Genomic DNA, 22174 nt, shown 5'->3' with positions numbered 1-22174 from the left:
CGGTTGTGCGAAAAATATATATCTGCACGTGAACTGGGACGACGCCCGCATCTTCCTCGCCATCGCCCGCAGCGGCCAGATTCTGGGCGCGTCGCGCGCGCTCGGGCTCAACCACGCCACCGTCGCCCGGCGGCTCGATGCGCTGGAGGCGGCGCTCGGCGCGCGGCTCCTCGCCCGCACGACCCACGGCAGCGAGCTCACCGCCGAGGGCGAGCGGTTCCTCGCCCATGCCGAGCGCGTGGAAAGCGAAATGCTGGCAGCCGGTGAAGCGGCGGGAACGCAGAATGCGGCGGTCGCCGGCACGGTGCGCGTCGGCGCGCCCGACGGGTTCGGTGTCGCGTTCCTTGCTCCGCGCATCGGCGAGTTGATCGAGCGCCATCCCGGTCTCGTCATCGAGCTGGTGCCGGTGCCCCGCACCTTTTCGCTCTCGCGGCGGGAGGCCGATATCGCCGTGACCCTGGAGCGGCCGCGCGAGGGGCGGCTCATCGCGCGCAAGCTCACCGACTACACCCTCGGCCTCTATGCCTCGCGCGGCTATCTCGCCCGCCAAGGGTCGCCGGCGGCGCTCGAGGACCTCGCCGCGCATCGCCTCGTCGGCTACGTCGAAGACCTCCTCTACGCCGCTTCGCTCGACTACACCGCCGAATTCCTCAAGGCCTGGCGCTCGTCCATCGCGGTTTCCTCGGCCATGGGGCAGACCGAGGCGGTGCGGGCCGGCGCCGGCATCGGCATCCTCCACGCCTTCATGGCCCGGCGCGATCCCGATCTGGTGCCGGTGTTGCCGCAACATACCCTCACGCGCAGCTACTGGACCGTGATCCACGAAGACTTGCGGGCCATCCGGCGGGTCGCGCTGGTCTCGGAGTTTTTGGCCGAGATCGTGGCGCGGGACCGGGCGATCTTTAGTTGAACAGTTGAAGGCCCCCTCACCCGGCGCTACGCGCCGACCTCTCCCCCAAAGGGAGAGGTGAAGAGGGCACTGAGGCCCGCAAGCCCGCTACCTCTCCCTCTGGGGAGAGGTCGGCTCCGAAGGAGCCGGGTGAGGGGCCTTTCCTGCTACTCCCCCTCCCGCAGGGGCTTCGTCGCCTCCAGGATCCAGTCGCGGAACATCCTGATCTTGGGGATGGTGCGCCGGGATCGCGGATAGACCAGCCAGTAGCCGTGCCCGTCATAGCCGACGAGCTCGAACGGCTGGATCAGCCGGCCGGCGGCGATTTCCTCGCTGTAGAAGGCGGGGGTGAGCATGGCGACGCCGCGACCGGCCATCGCGGCCGAGGCTTCCAGGTGCTGCGCGCCGAACTGCGATTGCGGCCGGCTCTTGCTGTCGTACTCCACCCCGGCGAGATTGAACCACTGCTCGAACCATGGATCGCCGGCGTCGGTCAGCGGCAGCTTGAGCAAATCCGCCGGTTCATGCACGCCGCCGATGCTCGCGGCCAGCGCGGGGCTGAGCATGGGCGCGAAACGGGCTTTCAGCAGCAGATGGCCTTCGAACTCGGGCGATGGCCACTGCTCCGGGCCGGAACGGATGCCGAGATCGACGTCTTCCGTGGCGAAATCCACGAGGCGCGCCGAGCTGTCGAGCCTCAGGGCGAGTTGCGGATGGGCCATCTGGAACTCGCCGACGTGGCGCGCCAGCCAATAGCTGGCGAAGGTCGGCACGACCGAGATGTTGAGCATGCCGTCGATCCGCCCGCGCGTTTCGGCAAACGCGGTCTTGAGCATCTCGAAGGCGGCGGTCACCTCCGGCGCCAGCCGCGCGCCGGTTTCGGACAGCGCCACCTGCCGCGCCTGGCGCAGGAACAAAGGCGCGCCGACGCGCTCTTCCAGCACCTTTATCTGGTAGCTCACCGCGGCCTGGGTCATGCCCAGTTCCTCGGCCGCCCTGGTGAAGCTGAGGTGCCGGGCCGCAGCCTCGAAGGCGCGGATGGCGGTCAGCGGCGGCAGGTTGGGTGTGCTCATGGATAAAACCTCCTTATGGAGGATACGCGAGGTTCGATTGGATATCCAGCCGCCAGCGGCGCAGATTCCGGGTCAACGCAACCTCGACAGGAGGCGGTCCTGCATAAAGACCGCTTTTGCCAAATGAGCACCATGACCCTCGTTCCCCGCTGGTTCGACCAGCTTGCCAGGTCCTACAGGCTCGCCCGCATCCGCCATGGCCTGACCCGCCGCCAGCGCCGGCAGGCCTGGCTCGATCTCGTCGCGACGTCCCCGCATCTGCAGCACGACCTCGGCCTCATCGACACCCTGCCGCAAAAGCACACCAGGTAGCGCCTTGCACCGGTCTCCCGTTCGGCTAGAACTTGGCGCATGTCCAAAACCACGCCCGCGACGCTGGCCCTCACCAAGGCGGGCGTTCCGTTCATCCTTGCCACCTACGACTACGACCCCGGCGCCGAACGCGTCGGGCTGCAGGCGGCCGAAGCCATGGGCGTTTCGCCCGGCATGGTGTTCAAGACGCTGATGGCGCTGGTCGACGGCAATCCGGTCTGCGCCGTCGTGCCCTCCGACGAGGAGGTCAACATGAAGAAGCTCGCCGCCGCGTTCGCCGGCAAATCGGCGCAGATGATGAAGCCGGTCGATGCCGAACGGCTGACCGGCTATCGCGTCGGCGGCATCAGCCCTTTCGGGCAGAAGCGCGCGGTGCCGACGGCCATCGAGGAGATCGCGCTGCTGCACGAAGAGATCTTCCTCAACGGCGGCCAGCGCGGCCTTCAAATCAGGCTGAAGCCGCAGGATGCGATAGATGCGTTGGGGGCGAATGTTGCGGAGCTCATCCGCTGAGCATTGTGCCACGTCCTCGTGGTTCGAGGGGCGCTTCGCTCCCGCCTCACCATGAGGCCTACTGATTGGGGACGAGATCGGCATCAGCCCTCATGGTGAGGTGCCGCGCGGCGGCCTCGAACCACGAGGGCGCGGCACAAAGCGCAATACCAGAAATCGGCATCATGACCCCAAATTTGCCTTTACCGCCAAGGGTGCTAATGTCGCCCCGTTTCGATCACGGGGCCGTGTCCATGCGAGTGTCAGCACGTCATCTCATCCTGGCCGCCTGTCTTCTCAGCCTTTCGGGCTGCGCCAGCTTCCTGCCGTTCGGACGAGGCGCCTCACCCGGCGCAGAGGCCGCGGCAACACCCGCTTCGCCACCGCCCTCGAGCGCGGTGCCCGCCTCTTCCGCAGCGACGCCCGCGCCGTCCGCCCTGCCGGCAGCGCCGCAGACCGGCACGATCGAGATCGTCAACCGCACGCAGCAGGCGCTCGATCTCGTGACCATGGCCCAGTGCTCGTCGAACGCTCCCGGCGCCAGCTCCCTGCCGAGCGGCCAGTCCATCGCGCCGGGCGCCACCCGGAGTTTCCCGGTTGCGGCTGGCTGCTGGAATGTCGGGGTCGGCGTCACCAACGTCAGCGAGGCGCGCCAGCGCATCGAGGTGCAACCCGCCGGCACCGTCCAGTACGTCATCAACTGACGCTCGAAACAGGCTCCAGAAACGACAAAAGGCGCCCAATGGGCGCCTTCGTCTTCAAGCCTTTGGAGGTCGGCTGTAACCGGTGGTCCTTAGAGGACCTTGCCGCGCGCGATGTCGTGGATGTCGGCGCGGGTGATGCCGAGGTCACGCAGCTGGCGGGTGTCGAGCGCGTTCAGCTCGCGCACCGTGCGGTGGTACTGCATCATGTCGGCGAATTTCTTGCGGATGCTCATTTCGGGTCTCCCTTTCGTCTGGTGACCCTTATCTATAGTCAGTCGGTCGTGATTAGTAGGTAGGCACAATGCACGCCAGCTATGCGCCCAGCGAAAGGAAATGAGCAAACTCCGGGCGAAATCGGCGATCGTTGCCACAATAATGCATAAATGCGCGCCAGAAACCGCCGTCATCGCATTTCTCGAGAATGCCCATTGACCTTCCCATGATGGGAAACTCTATATGGGGTGGGAAAGGTGAGATGCCATGACCCAAACAGCTGAGAAACCCACCCCCGTTTCCCTCTCCATCGAAGGCATGACCTGCGCCTCCTGCGTGGCGCGCGTCGAGAAGGCACTGCGCAAGGTGCCCTCGGTCACCGACGCCTCGGTCAACCTTGCGACTAACCGCGCGACGATCAATGTCGCGGGCAACGACAACGCCGTGCCCGCCCTGGTCGAGGCGATCAAGGGCGCCGGCTACAAGGCCACGCCCATCGAGGCCGGCCACAACCATCACGGCCATCACCACCATGACGAGGACATCCGCGTCCTCACCCGCGACGTCATCATCGCGGCGGTACTGACCATCCCGGTCTTCCTCTTCGAGATGTCGGTCCACTTCGTGCCCCGCTTCCACGAGTGGGTGATGAGCTACATGTCTCACCAGACGATGCTGCTCCTCTCCTTCGTGCCGACCACGCTGGTGCTGTTCGGGCCCGGCCTGCGCTTCTTCAAGATCGGCATTCCCGCGCTCCTCAAGGGCGCGCCGGAGATGAACTCGCTCGTCGCGCTCGGCACCCTCGCGGCCTATGGCTATTCGCTGGTCGTGACCTTCGCCCCGCAGGTGCTCCCGCACGGCGCGCACTTCGCCTACTACGAAGCAGCGGCCGTGATCGTGACGCTGATCCTCGTCGGGCGCCTGCTCGAAGCGCGCGCCAAGGGCGAGGCCGGTGCCGCCATCCAGCGCCTCGCCGGTCAGCAGGCCAAGTCCGCCCGCGTGCTGCGCGACGGCAAGCCGGTCGAGACCCCGCTCGAGGCGGTCGCCGTCGGCGACCTCATCCTCGTGCGCCCGGGCGAGAAGGTCGCCGTCGACGGCGAAATCGTCGAGGGCGCCTCGCATGTCGATGAATCGATGATCTCGGGCGAGCCCATCCCCGTCGCCAAGGCGGTCGGCGATGCGGTCGTCGGCGGCACGATCAACAAGGAAGGCGCCTTCACCTTCCGCGCCACCAAGGTCGGCGCCGATACCATGCTGGCGCAGATCATCCGGCTGGTCGAGGAGGCCCAGGGCGGCAAGCTGCCGATCCAGACGCTGGTCGACAAGATCACCGGCTGGTTCGTGCCCGTCGTCATCGTCATCGCGCTCGCGACCTTCGCCGCCTGGCTCGTCTTCGGCCCCTCCCCCGCCCTGAGCTTCGCGCTGGTCAACGCCGTCGCCGTCCTCATCATCGCGTGCCCTTGTGCCATGGGCCTTGCAACGCCCACCTCGATCATGGTCGGCACCGGCCGCGCCGCCGAACTCGGCGTGCTCTTCCGCAAGGGCGAGGCCCTGCAGCAGCTGCGCGGTGTCGACGTCGTCGCCTTCGACAAGACCGGCACGCTGACGCAAGGCAAGCCCGCGCTGACTGACGTCCTCCCCGCCGAAGGCTTTGCCGAGGACGAGTTGCTGGCTCTCATCGCCGCCGCGGAAGCCGCCTCCGAGCATCCGCTCGCCCACGCGATCGTCTCCGCCGCCGAAGCGCGCGGCCTGACGCTGGCGAAGGTGATGAGCTTCGCCGCCACGCCCGGCAAGGGCATTACGGCCGACGTCGCCGGCCGGCGCGTCCTCGTCGGCTCGGCCCGGTTCCTCGAGGAGCAGGGCATCGACGCCGCGCCGCTGGCCGCCGCCGCCGAGGCGCTCGGCGCCTCCGGCAAGTCGCCGGTTCACGCCGCCGTCGACGGCAAGGCCGCCGCGGTGCTCGCGATCGCCGATACCGTCAAGCCGACGGCCAGGGCTGCCGTCGCGGCGCTGCACCGCCGGGGCCTGCGGGTCGCCCTCGTCTCGGGCGACAACCGGCGCGCCGTCGAGGCGATCGCGCGCGAGCTCGGCATCGACGAGGTGCTGGCCGAGGTGCTGCCCGCCGACAAGGCGGCGGCGGTCAAGGGCCTGCGGCAGGGCGGACGCACCGTCGCGTTCGTCGGCGACGGCATCAACGACGCGCCGGCGCTCGCCGAGGCCGATGTCGGCATCGCCATGGGCACGGGCACGGACGCGGCCATCGACAGCGCCGACGTCATCCTCGTCGGCGGCGATCCGATGAAGGCCGTCACCGCCATCGAGCTCAGCCGGGCGACCCTGACCAACATCAAGGAGAACCTCGTCTGGGCCTTCGGCTACAACGTGCTGCTCATTCCCGTCGCCGCCGGCGTCTTCTTCCCGGCCTTCGGCCTCACCCTCTCACCCATGCTCGCCGCCGGCGCGATGGCGCTCTCCAGCGTCTTCGTCGTCGCCAACGCGCTACGGCTGCGCGCAATCACCGTCAAGGAGTAACCCATGAACATCGGCGAAGCCTCCTCGGCCTCCGGCGTCTCGGCCAAGATGATCCGCTATTACGAGAGTATCGGGCTCATCGAGGCGCCCGGCCGCACGCAGAGCAACTACCGCGTCTACGGGTCGGACGACGTCCACACGCTGCGCTTCATCAAGCGCGCCCGCACCCTCGGTTTTTCCGTCGAGGAGACGGCGAAGCTGCTGGAGCTCTGGCGCGACAAGACGCGGGCCAGCGCCGACGTCAAGGCCGTCGCCACGCAACACATCGACGAGCTCGAAACCAAGATCGCCGAATTGCAGGGGATGGTGAGGACACTGAAGCACCTCGCCGACTGCTGCGGCGGCAACGACCGGCCGAACTGCCCGATCCTCGAGGATCTGGCCGCCGGCCCCAACAGCCACAAAGGACACCACTGATGAGCGACCCAGTCACCTTCTCCGTCCCCGACATGACCTGCGGCCACTGCGAGGCGACCATCCGCAACGCGCTGTCTCAGGCCCTGCCCGGAGCACCCGTCGCCGTCGATCTCACCCGCCACCAGGTGCGCGTCGAGGGCGACCGCGCCAAGGCCGAAACCGCAATCCGCGAAGCCGGCTACACGCCGGTAGCGGTGGCAGTTTGAACGCCGAAGTGGTGGCCCTATCGCCCCCTCGCCCTTGAGGGGAGGGGGTGGGGGCCAGCAGTGGATCACCGCACCACCCCCACCCTCTATCCCTCCCCTCAAGGGGGAGGGAGGCGATAGGGCCGCTGCCTCTGTTGAAAAGGGGGGCAATCGGCCCCTTACGCAGGACCTATTCGCATCCCGAAGAGCCCGCGGCGCACGACGAGTGCGCCGCGGGCTTCGAGATAGTCCACATGCGCCGCGACCGTCATCCGCGCCGCCGGAATGAGGGTCAGCGCCAGCCCCGGATAGATCCGCCGGGTGATCGCCCCCACGGATCGAGCCCCCGCCCCCACCGCCTCCAGCACTTGCCCATTGCGCGCCTCCCGGTGCGCCTTCAGCGCCCGCGCATACGCCGGGCCATCCTCGATCGGCCCGCCATGCGCCGGCAGGTAGCGCCGGTAGGGTGTCGCCAGCACCCGGTCGAGCGAGGCGAGATAATCGCCCATCGATCCGTCCGGCACGGAAACCAGCGTCGAGCTCCAACCCATGATATGGTCGCCGGTCAGCAGCACATCGGTCCCGATGAGGCCGTACGCCAGATGATTGGCGCAATGGCCGGGCGTCGCGATCACCTCGATCGCGACGCCGTCCACGCCGATGCGCTCCCCGTCGGTCAGGGTCCGGTCAGGCTGCAGGTTCCAATCGCTCGAAGCGTCGACCGCGTTGACCTCGCCTCTGCGCGCCGGGCGCGAGAGCCGGTGCGGGCCGCCGAACCAGAGCGGCGAGTCGAGCCGCCGCGCCGTGTCGCGGGCGAGCGCGCTGTGATCCCTATGGGTGTGCGTCAGCAGAATCGCCTCGACGGGTCTGCCCGCAATCGCCGCCACCAGCGCCTCGGCGTGGCGCGCGTCGTCGGGTCCCGGATCGACCAGGAACAGGCGCTTTTCCCCAACGAGAAAACTGTTGGTGCCGGTGAAGGTATAAGGGCCGGCATTGGGCGCCGTGACCCGCGTCACGCCGGGCGCAACGACGACCGGCTCCCCGGTCCTGGGAACGAAATCCTTGTCGAAGACGAGCGATGCGGGTTGAGCCATTGCGCGGGGCAAACCGAGGGACTAAGAGTGCGATGGTTTTATTCCAGGGATGGAAGGTTAGGAAATGGCCGTGACTTTGACCACGCCGAATACGCTTCTCGGCGCGCTTCAACCCAAGGGCGAGGCCGCCCGGCTCGCCACCAATATCGGGATCGTCGTTCTCGGCTCGCTGCTGCTGACCCTGTCGGCCAAGATCAACGTGCCGGTCTGGCCGGTGCCGGTCACGCTTCAGACCTTCGCCGTGGCCGCGCTCGCCGCCGCATTCGGCTGGCGCATCGGCGTTGCGACCGTCGCCCTTTACCTCATGCAGGGTGCTGCGGGCCTGCCGGTCTTCGCCCTTGGCGGGGGCGCGGCCTACCTCCTCGGGCCCACCGGCGGTTTCCTGCTCGCCTATCTGCCCATGGCCTACATCATCGGCCGCGCGGCCGATCTCGGCGCGTCCAATCGTCCGCTGGCGCTCTTCGGCGCCATGCTGCTGGCCGACGCCGTGCTCTTCGTCTTCGGATTCCTGTGGCTCCTGACCCTTGCCGGACAGGCCGGCTGGATCGATCAGGCAAGCCCGATCGCCTCGGCCTACGAGCGCGCCGTGCAGCCCTTCATCGTCTGGGACATCCTCAAGATGGCGCTCGCCGCCCTCACGGTCACGGGCGCGTGGCAGATCGCCAAGCGCAAGGCCTGATCCGCGCTTTTGCAACGCATGCCATCGAGGCCGGCTCCCGCGAGCCGGCCTTTTCATTTGCTCATATGGGTTTGTGCACCATGGTCAGCACGCCGAGCACGGCGGTGACCGCAATGATCATGAGGGCCGTCATTGGCTCGCACCTCCTAGGCCATATAAACGTATGGGCACGACAGGTGGTTCAATCACGTTTTCCCGCCTAGCGGGAATAGCCAATTATAGCGAGAATTCCGGCCGCGGGCGAGACCGCAATCGAGCTCTGTAGCTGTTAACCGCGTGCTGCTAGGCTTAGGCATGAGCGCAGATGACCTTCGTTCCTATCGCCAGAAGCGGGATTTTTCCAAGACCGCGGAGCCCTACGGCGCTAATCGCGGCGGCGGCAACCGGTTCGTCGTCCACAAGCACCACGCGACCGCCGACCACTACGACCTGCGCCTCGAACTCGACGGGGTCCTAAAGAGCTGGGCGGTGCCCAAGGGTCCCTCGCTCAACCCCGCCGACAAGCGCCTCGCCATCGCCACGGAAGACCACCCGATCGACTATATCGACTTCGAAGGCGTGATCCCCGAGGGCGAATATGGCGGCGGGCCGATGATCGTCTGGGACACGGGCGTGTGGGCGCCGATGGGCGACGCGCAGGCCGATATCGGCAAGGGCGCCTTCAAGTTCCGCCTTGCCGGCGAAAAGCTCAACGGCGGCTGGATGCTGACCCGCCTCAAGGGGCGGCCCGAGGACGGTGGCAAGCAGAACTGGCTGCTGTTCAAGGAACGCGATCCGGCCATGGATACGCAAGTCGACATCCTCGAAGCGCGCCCGGAAAGCGTCAAATCGGGCCTGCATATCGAAGAGCTCGTCGCGCCGCCTCCCCCTGCCCCTGCGCAGCCGGCCAAGCGCACCCGACCCCAGCCCGGCAAGCTGACCGGGGCGGTCAAGGCGCCGATGCCGGAGACGCTCGAGCTGCAGCTCGCCAGTCCGGCCAACGAGCCGCCGAAGCCAAGCGACCGCGTCAACTGGCTCCACGAGATCAAGTTCGACGGCTACCGCACCGCCGCCTTCGTCGAGGACGGTACGGCAAGGCTCATCACACGCGGCGGGCTGGACTGGACAAAGCGCTATGGAGACCTGCCGAAAGTCTTCGGCGACCTGCCCTGCAGGCAAGCGCTGATCGACGGCGAGATCGTGGTGCTCGACGAGAAGGGCATCAGCCGGTTCGGCATGCTGCAGGATGCGCTGGGCAGCGGCGACACCAACAGGCTCGTCTTCTATGCCTTCGATCTCCTCCATCTCGACGGCTGGGACCTGCGCGCCGTGCCGCTCGTCAAGCGCAAGGGCCTGCTGGCGCAACTGCTCTCCGGCGCCGTCACGCCCAGCTCGGCGATCCAGTACAGCGACCATGTCGAAGGCGACGGGGAGGCGCTCTACGAGCAGGTCTCCGAACTGGGGCTCGAAGGCATCGTCTCCAAACGCGCCGACTCCCCCTATCTGCCGGGCCGCTCGTCCAATTGGCTGAAGATCAAGGCGCTGAAGACCGGCGAGTTCGTCATCGCCGGCTACAGCGAATCCGAGAAAGCCGGCGGCATCGGTGCTCTCGCGGCTGCTCAATGGGTGGACGACGAACTGGTCTATCGCGGCAAGGTGGGCACGGGGCTCGATGCGACGACCATGCGCTCGCTCCATGCCCGGCTCGAGCAGCTGCGCGTGCCCGACAAGCTCGAGGGCGCGCCCAGGGAAATCCTGCCGGTGCGGCCGGTGCTGACTGCGCGCATCCAGTATTCGACGATCACCACCGACGGCATGCTGCGCCATGCCGCGTTCAAGGGCCTGCGCGAAGCCGAGCTGACGACGGAGTCGACGGGGCCGGTCCAGCGGATCATCTCGGATGCAGACCTTGCCGGCATCTGGGTCACCAACCCGACCCGGCGCCTCTTCGGCAAGTCAGGGCCGACCAAGCTCGACATCGCCGTCTACTATGCCTCGGTCGGCGACTACATGCTGCCGCACCTCTTCGACCGGCCGGTCTCGCTCTTCCGGTGCCCGTCGAGCAAGCTCGCCGACTGCTTCTTCCAGCGCCACCCGTTCACCGGCATGCCGCAGACGGTCAAGGCCTTCGAGACGCAGAATTCGGAAGGCGAGAAGAAGACATTCATCACCGTCGAGGACGCCAAGGCCTATCTTGCGCTGGCCCAGTTCGGCGTCGTCGAGTTCCACGTCTGGGGCACGCACGAGAGCCATCTCGACAAGCCCGACCGCGTGATCTTCGACCTCGACCCGGGCGAAGGCATCGCCTGGCGCGAGGTGGTCGAGGCGGCCGTGCACGTCAAGGGCGAGCTCGAGGGGATGGGGCTCGTCCCCTTCGTCAAGACCACGGGCGGCAAGGGCGTCCACGTCGTCGTGCCGATCACGCAGAAGCTCGGCTGGAAGGCGATGCACCAGGCAAGCTCGGCGATCGCGTCGCAGCTCGCCGCTTCCGCCCGCGACACGTTCGTCACCACCATGGGCGCCGAAAACCGCAAGGGGCGCATATTCATCGATTATCACCGCAATGCGAGGAGCGCGACGGCGGTCGCCGCCTATTCGCTGCGGGCCCGGCCGCACCTGCCTGCATCGACCCCGGTAAGCTGGCGCGACCTTGAGTCTATCGACTCTCCGGGGGACCTGAACTACACTTCTCTTCCCCGTTTATTAAGCACGTCTGGCGATCCTTGGGCGGCCATTAACGAGTCTTGCCGGGATTTACAGCCATGATGTCTTACGGGCGTGCAGTATTCGCGTAGGAGGTTGCCATGGCCGCAAGAGCGAGTTGGAAGGGACATCTGAGGCTCAGCCTCGTCAGCTGCGCGGTCAAGATGTTTCCAGCGACCAGCGCCTCCGAGCGCATCAGCTTCAACCAGCTGCACAAGGACACCCACAACCGGATCAACATGAAGCCGGTCGATCCCGAACTCGGGCTCGTCGAGCGCAGCGATCTCGTGCGCGGCTACGAGTACGAGGACAAGCAGTACATCATCATCGAGGATACCGACCTCGAAGCGGTCAGGATCGAGTCCAACCACACCCTCAACATCGAGGCCTTCGTCGACGAGGACGAGGTCGACGTCATCTATCAGGATGCGCCCTACTATCTCGCCCCGGATGGCGCGATGGCCGAAGAAACCTTCGTCGTCCTGCGCGAGGCCATGCGCAAGAGCGGCAAGGTGGCGATCGCCCGGCTGGTGCTCTCGAGCCGCGAGCGGGTGGTGACCATCGGCGCGCGCGAGAACGGCATGTTCATCACGACGCTCCGCAACCCCAACGAGGTGCGCGGCACGGCCGAATATTTCGGCAACATCCCGGTCGGCAAGCCCGACCCCGAAATGCTGGACCTGGCCCAGAAGCTCATCGAGCAGAAGGTTACGACGTTCGATCCCAAGGCCTATGAGGACCGCTACGAGGTCGCGCTGATGGCGATGATCAAGGAAAAGCTCAAGGGCCACAAGCCGATCATCGCGGCTGCGCCCGAGCGCGGCAACGTCATCAACCTCATGGATGCGCTGAAGGCCAGCCTCGGCGAGGCCAAGCCGGCCGCCGCCAGCAAGGCCAAGGCCGCGCCGGCCAAGGAATCCGCGGCTAAGGCGTCGCTGAAGGCCGCGCTCGAAGCCTCGAAGGCCGCAAGCCCGAAAGCCTCTTCGAGAAAGAAAGCCTAGTCCTCGATGGTGAGACGCGGCGAGAGCTATGGCGTCGTCGGGGCGCTGAAGGCCTTTCCGCTGCGCCTGGCGGCCCGCCGCGTCGAGGAGATGGGCGGGCGCCTCCACCGCACGGTCACGCGCGGCACGACCGTCGCCGTCTTCGGGCGCACGCTCCTTGCCCGCCAGCCCGAAGCCGAAATCGAGCGGCGCGTCGCCTCGGCACGCGACGGCGCGGCGCGGCTCCTCAGCGAGAGCGGATTTCTGCGCGAGATCGGGAGCCTGCCTGCGCCCGCCCCCGCCAATATCGGCCGGCAATCCCTCGTCGACCAATCAGGCCTCGCCGCCGAAACGCTGGACCTGCTGGCCCTGTTCGACGCCTTCGAGAACCATGCGGAGCCCTACTCCTTCCGCGACGTGATCCTTGCCAAAAAATACATGGGGCTGGTCGCCAGCGGCGCCAACTGGGGCGCCATCGCCCGCTCGGTGCACCGGATCGGGCCCGTCGGCTCTCTCACGGCGCTGACGCTGCAGATGGAAGCCGACAAGATCCTGGCGCGCGATGCGCACTCCCTCGCCGAGCTCGACGGTCAGCGGCTTCTCGACTTCGAGACCGGGGACGACGAGGCCGAAGACTATTTCGCCCATGCCGAGATGGCGGAAGCCGCCGAGCTCCATGAGGAGGCCGCACGCCTCTACCGGCATTGCGCCGCCCTCGACCAGACCGACGCCACCGCGCCGTTCAATCTCGGCAACTGCCTGCGCCGTCTCGGCGACCTGGAAGGCGCCGCCCTCGCCTATGCCACGGCGCTGAAGCGCGATCCGTTGTTCGTCGAGGCCTGGTTCAACCATGGGGGCCTGCTGCGCGACATGGGCCGCACCGATGCGGCGCGCGCCCACCTGCAGATGGCCGCCGAGATCGATCCCGCCTATGCCGATGCGGTCTACAATCTCGCTGCTCTCGAATACGACAGCGGCGATCTCGCCGCCGCCCGAGAGGGGTGGCAACGCTATCTCGAGCTCGATGACAGCTCCGACTGGGCCCGGCGCGCCCGCGCCGGCATCGGGCTCGCCAACCAGCTCCTCAACAAGACGGCGCGGCGATGACGGATTTTCTCTTCGACGGACCCGAGGACGCGCGCTTCACCGTGTTGCTCGCCCACGGCGCGGGCGCGGCCATGGATTCGGCCGCGATGAACGCGACGGCCAAGGCCCTCTCCGGCCAGGGACTGCGCGTCGCCCGCTTCGAGTTCGCCTATATGGCCAGCCGGCGCACCGAGGCCGGCCGCAAGCCGCCGCCGAAGGCCGAGACGGTGATGCCCGAATATATTGCGGCGGTCGAAGCGCTGGGTCCGACCAACGGTCCGCTGGTCATCGGCGGGCGCTCGATGGGCGGGCGGGTCGCCAGCATGGTCGCCGACGAACTCTTCGCCGCCGGCCGGATCGCCAGCCTCCTCTGCCTCGGCTACCCCTTCCATCCGCCCGGCAAGCCGCAGCAGCTGCGCACCGCGCACCTCAAGGGGCTGAGGACGCCGACGCTCATCTGCCAGGGCACCCGCGACGAGTTCGGCACGCGTGAGGAGGTCCCGGCCTACGACCTCTCTCCCGCCATCGAGATCCTCTGGCTCGAGGACGGGGATCACAACCTCACGCCGCGCAAATCCGTCTCCGGCTTTTCGGCCGCCGACCACATGAAGACCGTCGCCACGACCGTCGAGGAGTGGCTCGGCCGCATCACCCGGTGAAGATCGCGACCTTCAACATCAACGGCATCAACCGGCGGCTTCCCAATCTGATGGCCTGGCTTGCCGACGCGGCGCCCGATGTGGTCTGCCTGCAGGAGCTCAAGGCCACCGACCGGCAGTTTCCCGCCACGGCCCTGGCGGACGCCGGCTATGGCGCCGTCTGGCGCGGAGAGTCCAGCTGGAACGGCGTCGCGATCCTCGCGCGCGGCATGGAGCCGATCCTGACCCGCGACGAGTTGCCGGGCAATCCCGACGACAAGCAGGCGCGTTACATCGAGGCGGCGGTCAACGGCGTCCTCATCGCCTGCCTCTATGCCCCCAACGGCAACCCGCGGCCGGGGCCGAAGTTCGACTACAAGATGGCCTGGACCGAGCGGCTCATCGCCCACGCCGCCGAGCTCTGGGCGACGGATTTGCCCGTGGCTCTGGTCGGCGACTACAACATCGTGCCCGAGCCGCGCGATATCTACGAGACGACCTCCTACCGCGACAACGCGCTGGTGCAGCCGGAAAGCCGCGCGCTCTTCGCGCGTCTTCTCGTCCAGGGCTGGACCGACGCCATCCGCGCCAAGCACCCCGACGAGACCATCTACACCTTCTGGGACTACATGCGGAACCGCTGGCCGCGCAACGCCGGGCTGCGCCTCGACCACCTGCTGCTCAGCCACGATCTCGCCCGCAAGCTCAAGGCGAGTGGCGTCGACCGCGACGTGCGCGCCGCCCCCGGTGCCAGCGACCATGCACCCGCGTGGATGGAGCTGCGGGTGTAGACTCCCGGGAGAGCTCCGGGCTTCCCTCCAAAGCCTGCGCTCGGAAGCGCGCAAGCGCCACCCGAACAGGAGAGAAGCGGCGGAATCGCCGGGTTTCCACTAGAACCGGACGATTCTAGAACTTCGCGCTGAAGCTCGCTTTTAGGCCGTGGTCCTGCGCGTTCGATGCGACCGTGCCGGAATAGGCAAGCCCGAAGCTTGCCGTCGGGGAGACGCTGATGGCGAGGCCTGCCTCCAGCGCCAGCGCGTCGCGGGCAATGGGCGGGCCGGCAACCGTGAACGGATCGCCGCCGGCGAAGTTGAGCGTCGCCTCGGGGGTGTCGTCGCCGAAGGCATGTCGCCAGCCGATCATGCCGGTCAGCCGCGCGGATGGTCCCTCGCCGAGCGCCAGGTCCGTCTCCATGCGCACGCCGAGCATGGTGAAGGCGTTGCCGCTCGCCTGCGACCCCGCTTCGAGCGCCGCCGATCCGCCATCCTCGGCAAACCCCTGCGTCGAATGGTGGACGAGCGCTAGGTTGGCGAACGGCTCGAAGCGGGCAGAGCCCATATCCAGCCCGTAATTGACCTCGCCGAAGATCTGGCCGGTGCCAGCCCAGTAGCTCGATGAGAGCGCATCGGCAAAGCCGTCGAACGCCGCGGTGCGGTCGATTTCCACATCGTGCCAGCTATAGGCGCCGCCGAAGGCGAGGCCGAACCCGTTGACCTGAGTCCCGCCATAGGCGCCCAGGTGGTAGCTCGCCGCCGAGCCCGAGGAATCCCGGTCGTCGACATCGAATCCGGTGTGGCCATAGCCGGCGAGCAGGCCGAACCGCCAGTCGTCGGCGAGCGCGTCGCCGCCGAGCACGAAGCCGCCGATCGAGCGCTCGATCCCCGCGGCGTTGCCGTCGCCGTCCCACTCCCCGAAGGCGCCGAACCCGTGGCCCCAGAACTCCATCGCGTCGAGCGCCGATGCCGGCGCCTGTGCCCCCCCGGATACCGAGCGGACACGGGCGATGGCGGCCTCGCGCACGAACCGGCTGTCCTCGACGAAGGCGGTCTTGGCAGAAGCGTGGATCTCGCCCGAGACCGCGTCGAACGCCTCGCGCGCCGCCTCTATGCTGGCGAGCGCGGCAATGGCCGAGAACGCCCCGCCGGCGCCCACCGACTGGATGCCGGCCGCCGCCGCTTTCTGGTTGGGGGTCAGCGCCACGTCGGCGAAGTCGGTCGTCTGCGCCAGCGTCACATAGGCGTTGCTGCCGTCATAGGTCAGTGTCGGGGTGATGAAGAGCGAGCCGGACGCGAAGGTGGCGCCGTCGAAGGTCCCGTTGAGCGTACCCGCGGAGGTCAGGATCGTATAGGGCGACCCCACCAGGATGTCCGGGAAGCGTTCGACGTTGACCGTACCGCCGTTGATGAGGATGGTCCCGGTGGCGCTGACGAGATCGCTGGCGCCGGCGCCGTTCACTTCGACCGCGTAGATCGAGCCGGCATCGAAGGTGATGCTGTCGACGGTCAGCGTGCCGATGGAGTTGCCGGGCGCCACGGTGCCGCCGGAGGCAACCGTCACGGTATCGAGAACCCCCATGCCGGCGAGCATTGCGCCGCTCTCCACGGCAACGGTCCCGCCGAGAGCGCCCTCGACGGCGAGCCGACCGCCAGTGACGGCGGTCGAGCCGGTAAATCCGGAACTGTCGGCCGTCAGGATCGTCGTGCCGCCGCCGTGCTCGATCTGCGCAGTGCCTTCCAGGATCGGGTCGAACCGGTAATCCTCGTCGGTGTGGGAGAAGAAGAGGTTGCTGTCGCCGGCGCCGAACTGGATTTTCGCCGCCTCTATGGTTCCCGCGCCGTTGCCGTTGCCGATGCTGATGGTGCCGTGGGAGCCGGCCTGCGCGCCGACCAGCAGGGTGCCCGTGCCGCCGCCGACGGTGACCGAGCCGCCGTTTTCGACCACCAGCGTGCCGTTGGCCGCATCGCCCAGGGTCAGCGTTCCCGTCGAGATCGTGCCGCCATCCGCCCAGAGCGCCCCGCCACCGGCGAGCGCGCCCACCACGGTGCTCCCGGCGAAGTTCGCGCTCGCTCCGTCCGTCACGGCGAAAGCGCCGACGCCGGCTTCGCCGATGGTGGCATCCCCCAGCCCCTGCCAGCTCGATCCGGCGCCGCTGACCTCGGCTATGCCCATGGAGCCGTTCGACTGGCCGATCAGCAGGTCTCCGTCGTGCTTGACCGATGCGCCGTCCGCGACGATGAACTCGCCGAGACCGGACTTGGCGATCTCGATCGCAACGCCTGCTTCGAGCGCCGTTCCCGCCCCGGTCAACGCCACGGTGCCGCGTCCGTCGACGTCCGTGCCGAGCCGGACATAGCTGATCGCATCGATCCTGGCTCCGCCGGCGGCGGTCACGATGCCCTCGCCGAGGCGGCCCACATAGATGTCGTCGACGGTGTTCGCCCAGACCGTGCCGGGGCCGGAAAGATGCACTTCGCCGAGGCTGCCCGCCTGATTGCCGAGAGTGGTGATGCCGGTCTCGAGCCGTGCGCCGTCGGAGACGGAGATCGTCGCCTTGCCGGCCTCGGCGATGGTCGTCAGGTTGCCGGTGAAGGTCGAGCCGGCCCCGGTGATCTGCATGCCGGCCTCGCCATCGGCATTGACGCCGAACACCGCGTCGTGCCCGGCGCTGCCCAGCGTGCCGCCGTCCTCGATCCAGACATAAGCATAGCCGTCGACACCTGCGCTCAACGTGCCGAAGGTCAGCTGCGCATCATTGACGGTCAGATAGCCGAGCCCGGTGAGATCGTCGCCGATGACGAGATCCTGCGTGACGTCGAACGTGGCGCCGTCCTCCACCCGCAGGTCACCGTTGCCGGCATCTCCGACGACGGCGTTCTGGGTGGCTTCCCAATTCGTGCCCGCTCCGGAGACGACGACGTAGCCGCTGCGATGCGCGCCGAGACCGAGTGTCAGCGGCCCGCCATGGATCACCGAGGCTCCGTCCGTGAGATTGACGGTGCCGGTGCCCTGCGAGCCGACCGTCACCTGGTTGGCCGTCGTCCAGGTGGTGCCCGGCCCCGAGACGTTGAGCGTGCCTTCGCCGCCCGCGAAATGGCCGATGACGAGACCGGCGGCGGTATCGAGCGAAGCGCCGCCGCTGACGGTGACGACGCCGGTCCCCTCGAGGCCGATCTGCATGATCGAGCCGGTCGAGGTCAGATTCGATCCCGCGCCGGTAACGGTCACGGTGCCGTTGCTGCCGGCAAGACGTCCGACCTGGACGACGGCGGGGATGACGATGCCGCCGTTCTCCACGATCAGCGTACCCGCGCCCGCCTCGCCGACGATCAGGTCCACGGCTCCAAGATTCCAGGGCGAGGCGTGGTCGCCGGGAACGTTGACGGTCTGGCCGCCATCGATGACTTCCTGGGCACGCGCGGGGACGAGGGCAAGGGTGAGCGCGGTGGCCGATACGCCGGCGAGCGCCATCGTCAGGAGCGGGCGGTAGACGGCCGCCTGCCGCCGGAAGGTGGAAACATATGTCGACATGAAATCCTCTCGCTGCCCCCCGCGACTCGGAGCCGTCCGGCTCACGCCGGGACGGGTCCGGTTCGCTTTTCAGGGGGAAGAGGAGCACCCTTCAAGCGGAATGCGCCATCGGGCGGCAAATGTGGCCGGCCGCGCAAGGAAAGTGGCTCTGCCTGCAGAAATCGATGGTTATCAGCGCGATAACGTCAACCGGCCGTGTTACCGCAGCTCGCGAATCCAGTGCCACATGTGGCCTTCGCCAGCCGTCTGCCGGGTCAGGCTGCGCCCTTCGGCCGCGAGCGCCCGCATCTCGCGCGGCGTCATCTCGAAGGAGCGGCGGAAGGCGCGGATGAAGCTCTTGCGGTGGGTGAAGCCGTAGCGCTCGGCGATGTCGGCGACGCTCTCGTGCCGGTGCTCGGGGTCGATCAGCTCGGCGCGGCAGCGGTGCAGCCTTTCGGCCTGCACGTAGTGCGTGAACCCGCCATGCGGCTCGAAGAGATAGTAGAGCTTGCGCGTCGACATGCCGAATGCGGCCGCAACGCTTTCGGCCGTCAGGTCCGGATCGGCGATGCGCGTATCGACATGGCGGCGGACGTCCCCGATCAGCGCGAGGCGCACGGCGGCGGCGTTCTCCTCGGCCACCGCCGCGTTGACCGCCGCGGCGGCCAGTTCCAGCGTCGGGCCGACGATGGCGGCCGCGTCCTCGCGGCGCATGGTCGGCGCGGCCTGGTAGAGGCCCTGCAAGTGGTTGCGAAACAGCACCGTCAGCGGGCTCGCGCCAGAAATGCGCCGCAGATTGTGCTCGTCGGGCGCCTTGAGGAGCGGCGCCAGCAGCCGTCTCGGCACGGTGAGGTTGAGGCTTTCGTTGTCCGTCGTCGCCGTTGCCTGCCGCTGGGCGAGATCGGCGATCAGCATGTCGCCCGGCCCCGCCTCGTCCTCCGGTCCGCCGTCGCGCGGCCCGTGCCGCCCCGAGATGCAGAGCTGCAGGGTGATGTGGTCGAGCCCGTCCCGGCCGATCCGGGCGCGCGAACGGTCGAAGCTCTGCGCGCCGCACCGGTAGGACGTCAGCACCACCTCGCCGAAATGGAACGCTTCCGCGTGATAGGCGAGGCTCTCGCCCGCGCCTCCGATCAGGCGCACGTCGTAGAGCGTGCCGATGGTCTCCTGCCAGAGGGCATGCGCCTGCCGGAACGGCAAACCCTGCGTGTCGAGCACGGAACGCGGAACTTGCGGACGAGCTTCCGGCGGTGATGCCAGCATCGATGGTCGAGCCCCAGGCGGACGCCTCAAGCTAATCCATCAACCAGCATCTCGTAAATCCGTCGCAGCAAAGCTGGCCCACGTCCGGCGCGAATTCTATCGTGGAGCCTTGGAGGAAGATGCCCCGTGCCCGCCGCGGCGCCCGTATTGGCGCCCGCGCCGCCACCTCCCGCCAGATTCAATTCTCGCGCCGCTCAAGCAGGATTGAGCGAAATAGAGATTTACAGCTGCGGCCGTTCTTCTGTATCTGCGACGCTCTGTACTTCGTGGGCGGGGGACGATGAATGCACAACTGGCTTTTTGCCAGCGGGCAATGCCACGTGGCGCATGATTTCGCGCGGCGAGAACGCATCGATTTCGCCGGAGGGGGCGTCAGCGCCTATATGGAAGAAATCGACGTCATGCGGGGCGTCTTTCTTTACAAGATCGACGCCGATGGCGTCGGTCAATTCCAGCTCCACAAGGACGATCCGCCCGGCCAGCGCCTGATCCTCGGGTGCCTGCATGGCGGCACCGGAACGCTTGCCGTCGATGGGCATACGGACCAGGTCTGGCGGGAAGATGGCTGGTTCTATTCGCTGGCGCCCGGCGGCCGGCCGATCAGCTACGACATTCATTCGCGCCCTCACTGGCGCGTGACGGCCTTTCGGATCGAGGAGGAGGCGCTCGACGCGCTCGGCCGGGAGAACGACGTTCCGCGGATGGTCTACGACACCCTCGAAGGGCGGATCGCGGACGTGGCCATGACCGGATCCCTCGCCACCCGCATGCGCCGGGTCATGGGCGAGCTCCTCCAGCCCGCCTATGTCGGCGGCATGCGCCGGCTCTACCAGCAGTCCAAGGCATTGGAGCTGCTCGCCTATCAGTTCGATGCGATCGGCGGTTTCGATCGGTCGGGCCGGCCGCAGGGACGCGAACTCGCGCGTCTGCGCGAAGCGCGGGAACGGCTCGTGGCGGACCTGCGCGATCCGCCGAGCCTCGACGCGCTCGCGGCGGCCGTCGGGCTTCCGCCCAAGCGCCTCAACGCAGGCTTTCGCGCCGCCTTCGGCACCACGGTTTTCGACTACCTGCGCGATGCGAGGCTCGATTCGGCGCGCGAGCTCCTCGATCAGGGGCTCGACATGCCCTTGAAGCTCCTTGCCTGGCAGGTCGGCTACAGCCAGCCTTCCAACTTCATCACCGCCTTCCGGCGGCGCTTCGGCGTCTCGCCCGGTGCCTACAGGCGCAAAAAGCCGGACGTCTGAGCCGGTTATGCGCGCCGGCATTTGTTATGCCGAAGCGGCCGGCCGGTTGAAGCCCGGCAAACCTCTCCCCTAGTGCCAGTCCGGGGCGTCCCCTTCGGGGCCGCCGGACAGCAACTCTGGACTTGGGGGATAGTCTTGTCACGACCCTTTGGAACTCTTGCGCGCCGCCACGGCGCGCGCCGGCTGGGCATCGGCCTCCTGCTCTTGGCAACCACCGCGCTCGTCAGCGTACCCAAGGCGGAAGCGGCCGGCGAACTTCTCGATCTCTTTACGCTTTCGGGCCTCAGCGTCGACGAGGTCGTCGGCCTCAGCCGGGACGGCTCAATGGCGGCAGTGAACGGACGCAGCGGATTGAACCGTTCCGTCGCCTATCATTGGGACGGCGAGCGCTACCTCGACATCGGCGGCCTCGACCGCAACGTCAACACCATAGCGCTCGGCATCTCAGGCGACGGCACGGCGGTCGTGGGCATCTCGCTCGATCCTTATGTGCGCACCCGCGCATTCCGCTGGACCGAAGCTGAAGGCATGCGGGACCTCGGCACCCTACGCACCGACAACGGCGGCAGTTCCTGGGGCTACGATGCAAGCAATGACGGTGCGATCGTCGTCGGCCAGTCGCACTCGTGGCTCAACCAGACCCTTGCCTTCGCCTGGATCGAAGGGGCGACCGGCGGACAGTCGGTGGATGGGCAGATGTTCGCGCTCATGCCGCTCGACGGGCATGTGACATCGGGAGCCCATGCGGTCAGCGCCGACGGGCGCTACGCGACCGGCTACAGCGGGGAGTTCTCCAATCTTCCGGACGTCGCCATGCGCTGGGACATCGGCGGGCTGGCGCAGGGCGACTTGCCCGTCGGCATATCCCTGGGCGATCTCGGAGGCGGTTTCTCCATAGCCAACGACATCTCCGACGACGGCACAGTCGTCGTCGGGCGGGCAAGTCTGCCGGACGACGAGGAGGTTCCGGGGGCTCTCCATGCGTTCCGCTGGGTCGAGGGTTCGACCGGCGGCGTCGCCGGCAACGAGCAGATGCACGACCTCGGCGTCCTCGAGGGTCATCTGGAGAGCGGTGCTGTCGCCGTTTCAGGAGACGGCAACGTGGTCGTCGGCCAGTCGATCGACTCCGACGGACGCGACGTGGCCTTCCGCTGGGACGAAGCGGGCGGCATGGTTTCGGTCGAGGATTGGCTGGCGGACAATGGCGTGACCGTGGGCAGCATGCGGCTGGCGCGGGCGCAGGCCGTCAACGGCAACGGCTTCGTCGTCGCCGGCGCTATGGAGGACGAGGACGGCAACGAGCGCGCCTATATCGCGCGCGTCACGCCGCCCGACCCTGGTCCTGGTCCGGATCCTGGCCCTGGCCCGGGTCCTGGTCCGGGTCCTGGCCCTGGTCCCGATCCGGAG

Annotated in this window: 19 protein-coding genes and 1 pseudogene; 15 read left to right on the top strand and 5 right to left on the bottom strand. The window is 67.7% G+C overall.

What is annotated here, in order from left to right:
* Positions 1-28 precede the first annotated feature (28 nt).
* Positions 29-910, top strand: a complete 882-nt coding sequence (locus VE25_RS15230) for a LysR family transcriptional regulator (RefSeq protein ID WP_046109502.1) — start codon at positions 29-31, stop codon at positions 908-910.
* Between the two features lie 146 nt (positions 911-1056).
* On the opposite strand, the gene VE25_RS15225 is transcribed toward VE25_RS15230, so the two are convergent.
* On the bottom strand, positions 1057-1962 hold the full coding sequence (locus tag VE25_RS15225) for a LysR substrate-binding domain-containing protein (protein WP_046109501.1): 906 nt from the start codon (positions 1960-1962) through the stop codon (positions 1057-1059).
* Positions 1963-2094: 132 nt separating this feature from the next.
* On the opposite strand from VE25_RS15225, the gene VE25_RS15220 reads away from it, so the two are divergent.
* The 3 genes from VE25_RS15220 to VE25_RS21955 all read left to right on the top strand — a co-directional run bounded on the left by VE25_RS15220 (position 2095) and on the right by VE25_RS21955 (position 3470).
* Positions 2095-2274, top strand: coding sequence for a hypothetical protein (locus VE25_RS15220; RefSeq protein ID WP_210166888.1), 180 nt, complete (start codon positions 2095-2097; stop codon positions 2272-2274).
* A gap of 39 nt (positions 2275-2313) precedes the next feature.
* Positions 2314-2787 (top strand): Cys-tRNA(Pro) deacylase, encoded by a 474-nt coding sequence (ybaK, locus tag VE25_RS15215; protein WP_046109499.1) that lies wholly within the window; start codon positions 2314-2316, stop codon positions 2785-2787.
* 233 nt (positions 2788-3020) lie between these two features.
* On the top strand, positions 3021-3470 hold the full coding sequence (locus VE25_RS21955) for a hypothetical protein (protein WP_152664640.1): 450 nt from the start codon (positions 3021-3023) through the stop codon (positions 3468-3470).
* 89 nt (positions 3471-3559) lie between these two features.
* Here the strand turns inward: VE25_RS21955 and VE25_RS22770 are convergent, their stop codons facing one another.
* A complete protein-coding gene (locus VE25_RS22770; RefSeq protein ID WP_152664639.1) occupies positions 3560-3703 on the bottom strand; it encodes a DUF1127 domain-containing protein in 144 nt (47 codons plus the stop codon).
* A gap of 247 nt (positions 3704-3950) precedes the next feature.
* Between VE25_RS22770 and VE25_RS15205 the strand changes: the two genes are divergently transcribed.
* Genes VE25_RS15205 through VE25_RS15195 form a run of 3 tightly spaced genes read left to right on the top strand, consistent with a single transcriptional unit; the run spans position 3951 to position 6838 of the window.
* Entirely contained in the window at positions 3951-6215 is a 2265-nt protein-coding gene (locus tag VE25_RS15205; protein WP_083988979.1) for a heavy metal translocating P-type ATPase, read from the top strand.
* Positions 6216-6218: 3 nt separating this feature from the next.
* Complete coding sequence (gene cueR, locus VE25_RS15200; RefSeq protein WP_046109497.1) at positions 6219-6632, top strand: Cu(I)-responsive transcriptional regulator; 414 nt, start codon at positions 6219-6221, stop codon at positions 6630-6632.
* Positions 6632-6838, top strand: coding sequence for a heavy-metal-associated domain-containing protein (locus VE25_RS15195; protein WP_046109496.1), 207 nt, complete (start codon positions 6632-6634; stop codon positions 6836-6838). The genes cueR and VE25_RS15195 overlap by 1 nt, the downstream gene beginning before the upstream one ends.
* A 158-nt stretch (positions 6839-6996) precedes the next feature.
* Here VE25_RS15195 and VE25_RS15190 read toward each other — a convergent pair whose 3' ends face one another.
* Entirely contained in the window at positions 6997-7911 is a 915-nt protein-coding gene (locus tag VE25_RS15190) for an MBL fold metallo-hydrolase (protein WP_046109495.1), read from the bottom strand.
* A 70-nt stretch (positions 7912-7981) separates the two neighbouring features.
* Between VE25_RS15190 and VE25_RS15185 the strand changes: the two genes are divergently transcribed.
* From VE25_RS15185 to VE25_RS15160, 6 genes are all read left to right on the top strand, one after another.
* Positions 7982-8590, top strand: coding sequence for a biotin transporter BioY (locus VE25_RS15185; RefSeq protein ID WP_244466946.1), 609 nt, complete (start codon positions 7982-7984; stop codon positions 8588-8590).
* Between the two features lie 294 nt (positions 8591-8884).
* Positions 8885-11335, top strand: a complete 2451-nt coding sequence (gene ligD / locus VE25_RS15180; RefSeq protein WP_046109493.1) for a DNA ligase D — start codon at positions 8885-8887, stop codon at positions 11333-11335.
* A gap of 38 nt (positions 11336-11373) precedes the next feature.
* Positions 11374-12273 (top strand): non-homologous end joining protein Ku, encoded by a 900-nt coding sequence (ku, locus tag VE25_RS15175; RefSeq protein ID WP_046109492.1) that lies wholly within the window; start codon positions 11374-11376, stop codon positions 12271-12273.
* Between the two features lie 6 nt (positions 12274-12279).
* Positions 12280-13359 carry a tetratricopeptide repeat protein gene (locus VE25_RS15170; protein WP_046109491.1) on the top strand — a complete coding sequence of 360 codons (1080 nt, stop codon included), beginning with the start codon at positions 12280-12282 and terminating at the stop codon, positions 13357-13359.
* Complete coding sequence (locus VE25_RS15165) at positions 13356-13997, top strand: alpha/beta hydrolase family protein (RefSeq protein ID WP_046109490.1); 642 nt, start codon at positions 13356-13358, stop codon at positions 13995-13997. Before VE25_RS15170 ends, VE25_RS15165 begins: the two co-directional genes overlap by 4 nt.
* On the top strand, positions 13994-14767 hold the full coding sequence (locus VE25_RS15160; RefSeq protein WP_046109489.1) for an exodeoxyribonuclease III: 774 nt from the start codon (positions 13994-13996) through the stop codon (positions 14765-14767). Before VE25_RS15165 ends, VE25_RS15160 begins: the two co-directional genes overlap by 4 nt.
* A gap of 115 nt (positions 14768-14882) precedes the next feature.
* Here the strand turns inward: VE25_RS15160 and VE25_RS15155 are convergent, their stop codons facing one another.
* Both VE25_RS15155 and VE25_RS15150 read right to left on the bottom strand, forming a co-directional pair.
* A complete protein-coding gene (locus VE25_RS15155; protein WP_046109488.1) occupies positions 14883-18284 on the bottom strand; it encodes an autotransporter domain-containing protein in 3402 nt (1133 codons plus the stop codon).
* 198 nt (positions 18285-18482) lie between these two features.
* Positions 18483-19523 carry a helix-turn-helix domain-containing protein gene (locus VE25_RS15150; RefSeq protein ID WP_046109487.1) on the bottom strand — a complete coding sequence of 347 codons (1041 nt, stop codon included), beginning with the start codon at positions 19521-19523 and terminating at the stop codon, positions 18483-18485.
* A 284-nt stretch (positions 19524-19807) separates the two neighbouring features.
* Here VE25_RS15150 and VE25_RS21950 point away from each other — a divergent pair, with 284 nt between their 5' ends.
* Both VE25_RS21950 and VE25_RS15140 read left to right on the top strand, forming a co-directional pair.
* A complete protein-coding gene (locus VE25_RS21950; protein WP_052732006.1) occupies positions 19808-20767 on the top strand; it encodes a helix-turn-helix transcriptional regulator in 960 nt (319 codons plus the stop codon).
* Between the two features lie 135 nt (positions 20768-20902).
* Positions 20903-22174 (top strand): annotated as a pseudogene (locus VE25_RS15140) (HAF repeat-containing protein); the annotation flags it as partial.

Source organism: Devosia geojensis (assembly GCF_000969415.1).
GTDB lineage: Bacteria > Pseudomonadota > Alphaproteobacteria > Rhizobiales > Devosiaceae > Devosia > Devosia geojensis.
This window is presented reverse-complemented; position numbering and strand designations above follow the sequence as displayed.

Excerpts from the sequence above, each read along its gene's own strand:
- VE25_RS15225 (WP_046109501.1), bottom strand. The coding sequence starts at position 1,962 with ATGAGCACACCCAACCTGCCGCCGCTGACCGCCATCCGCGCCTTCGAG.
- VE25_RS15220 (WP_210166888.1), top strand. The coding sequence starts at position 2,095 with ATGACCCTCGTTCCCCGCTGGTTCGACCAGCTTGCCAGGTCCTACAGG.
- ybaK (WP_046109499.1), top strand. The coding sequence starts at position 2,314 with ATGTCCAAAACCACGCCCGCGACGCTGGCCCTCACCAAGGCGGGCGTT.
- VE25_RS21955 (WP_152664640.1), top strand. The coding sequence starts at position 3,021 with ATGCGAGTGTCAGCACGTCATCTCATCCTGGCCGCCTGTCTTCTCAGC.
- VE25_RS22770 (WP_152664639.1), bottom strand. The coding sequence starts at position 3,703 with ATGAGCATCCGCAAGAAATTCGCCGACATGATGCAGTACCACCGCACG.
- VE25_RS15205 (WP_083988979.1), top strand. The coding sequence starts at position 3,951 with ATGACCCAAACAGCTGAGAAACCCACCCCCGTTTCCCTCTCCATCGAA.
- cueR (WP_046109497.1), top strand. The coding sequence starts at position 6,219 with ATGAACATCGGCGAAGCCTCCTCGGCCTCCGGCGTCTCGGCCAAGATG.
- VE25_RS15195 (WP_046109496.1), top strand. The coding sequence starts at position 6,632 with ATGAGCGACCCAGTCACCTTCTCCGTCCCCGACATGACCTGCGGCCAC.
- VE25_RS15190 (WP_046109495.1), bottom strand. The coding sequence starts at position 7,911 with ATGGCTCAACCCGCATCGCTCGTCTTCGACAAGGATTTCGTTCCCAGG.
- ligD (WP_046109493.1), top strand. The coding sequence starts at position 8,885 with ATGAGCGCAGATGACCTTCGTTCCTATCGCCAGAAGCGGGATTTTTCC.
- ku (WP_046109492.1), top strand. The coding sequence starts at position 11,374 with ATGGCCGCAAGAGCGAGTTGGAAGGGACATCTGAGGCTCAGCCTCGTC.
- VE25_RS15170 (WP_046109491.1), top strand. The coding sequence starts at position 12,280 with ATGGTGAGACGCGGCGAGAGCTATGGCGTCGTCGGGGCGCTGAAGGCC.
- VE25_RS15165 (WP_046109490.1), top strand. The coding sequence starts at position 13,356 with ATGACGGATTTTCTCTTCGACGGACCCGAGGACGCGCGCTTCACCGTG.
- VE25_RS15155 (WP_046109488.1), bottom strand. The coding sequence starts at position 18,284 with ATGTCGACATATGTTTCCACCTTCCGGCGGCAGGCGGCCGTCTACCGC.
- VE25_RS15150 (WP_046109487.1), bottom strand. The coding sequence starts at position 19,523 with ATGCTGGCATCACCGCCGGAAGCTCGTCCGCAAGTTCCGCGTTCCGTG.
- VE25_RS21950 (WP_052732006.1), top strand. The coding sequence starts at position 19,808 with ATGCACAACTGGCTTTTTGCCAGCGGGCAATGCCACGTGGCGCATGAT.